Source organism: Rubrivirga litoralis (assembly GCF_031846415.1).
GTDB lineage: Bacteria > Bacteroidota > Rhodothermia > Rhodothermales > Rubricoccaceae > Rubrivirga > Rubrivirga litoralis.
Map to the genome: position 1 here is coordinate 1 of NZ_JAVRHT010000081.1, position 1,801 is coordinate 1,801.

General features: G+C 72.8%; 1 protein-coding gene. It reads left to right on the forward strand.

The window, feature by feature from the left end; translation table 11 throughout:
• Nucleotides 1–88: 88 nt before the first annotated feature.
• On the forward strand, nt 89–1,375 hold the full coding sequence (locus RM540_RS16225) for an IS110 family transposase (RefSeq protein ID WP_311666056.1): 1,287 nt from the start codon (nt 89–91) through the stop codon (nt 1,373–1,375).
• Nucleotides 1,376–1,801: the final 426 nt, after the last annotated feature.

Sequence of the window (1,801 nt, forward strand, 5' to 3'; positions counted from 1 at the left end):
CACCATACCATTAGCGCCAGACGAGGAGACCCCGGCAGACAGACCTTCCGGATCGTCACAACCCTTCCGTCTGCCGCCGAGGCCCGCCATGAAGATCCGTTCTATCCCCGCTCCTGACAAGGCCCGCCCCGTCCTCCTGCTCGCCGCCGACGTCTCCCGCGACACGCTCCACCTCTTCAGCCGGTTCGAGTCCGGGCACCACGAGGTCGTCGCCGAGGACGTCATTCCCAACCGGACCGAAGCCGTCGAGCGAGCGCTCGCCGAGGCGGCCACGCTCGCGGCCGAGCACGGGCTCCGCGGCGTCCGCGTGCTCTGCGAGGCCTCGGGCGGCTACGAGCGGGCGCTCCTCGCCGTCGCCCGCCGCGCCGGGCACCAGACGGCGCTGATCAGCGCCGAGCAGGTCGGCCAGCTCACGAAGGCCGAGTCGCTCGACACGGGCAAGACCGACCGGAAGGACGCCCGCGTCATCCACCTCGCCGCCGCGATGGGCCGGACGCAGCGCCACCGCGACCTGCCCGAGCCCTACGTCGTGCTCCGCCACCTGACCGCGTTCCACGACGACGAGGTCCGGGTCACGTCGGCCATCCGCACGCGGCTGCAGGCGACGCTGCGCGACCTCTTCCCGGACTACGACCGCTCGGCTCAGTTCACGTTCTCGAAGACCGGCCGGGCGCTCCTCCACGGGCGGCTCCTGTGCCCGCACCGGCTGGCCCAGCTCGGCCGGACGCGGCTCTTGGCCACGCTCCGGCGCCGGGTGCCTGGGGTCAAGACCGCGACCGGCGAGCGGCTCGTGACCGCCGCCGAGGCCTCGGTCCGGTCCGCCCCGCCCCCGGCCGTGGCCGCTGTGCTCTCGGACCGGCTGGCCGCGCTCGTGGCCGAGCTCGAGGTCCACGAGGGTCAAGCGGAGGCGCTGAAGGAGCGCATCGAGGCGCTGGGGGCCGAGCTCAAAGCGCGCGACCAGTTGCCGCCCATCGACGAGGCCGTCTCCGGGATCACGCTGTTCAACCTGGCCCGGATCGTCGGGCAGACCGGGCCGCTCTCGGACTTCGCGACCAAGCGCCAGCTCCTCCGGTACGCCGGGATGAACCTCCGGGAACGCGAGAGCGGCCAGTACAAAGGCCAGACGCGGCTGTCGAAGAAGGGGCGGCCGATGCTCCGCAAGGTGCTGGGGCAGGCGGTCTTCCCCGTCCTCCGTGGCGACCGGCTCCTCGGCGCCCGCTACGCCGAGCGCCGGGAGCGGATGGTGGAGCAGAAGGCGCGCGTGGCCGCGATGCGGAAGCTGCTCACCGTCGTGTGGGGCGCCCACCGGAGCCGTGAGCCGTTCGACCCGGCCCGGGTCCACGTCTGCCAGAGCGAGTACGCCCTCGCCGCCTAGCCACCCCGCCCTCCGCTTCTACCGACCGCTGGGGCGCCCCCCCGCCCCGCACCCCCTGCCGCCGAGAGGACCGACAACCGCCCGTCAAGCCTCGTGGACCCCGTCCTCAGAGAGCTTCGCCGTGCACCATCGGGCGCCCCCGCACCTGCGGGGCCAGCTCGTCCCTCGGCGGCACCCCCCGCTTCGCAGAGCCAATAGGGGATGTTCCTCGTCGCTCCGTGCTTCGGCACCGGAGACGACCGATCCCAGCCAGCATAGCTCGCGACCGACCGGGGTGACGCGCTCAGACGTTCGTCCGCCGCACCTCCGCGGCGGGCTAAGGACGTCGTGTCTCGTCCGCCGCCCCGCCCCTCCTCGCAAGCCCATTCCGCCCAAATCGACCGGAATCGCCGTCGACCCCTTGACTTCCAGCTAATACCAGCGGCG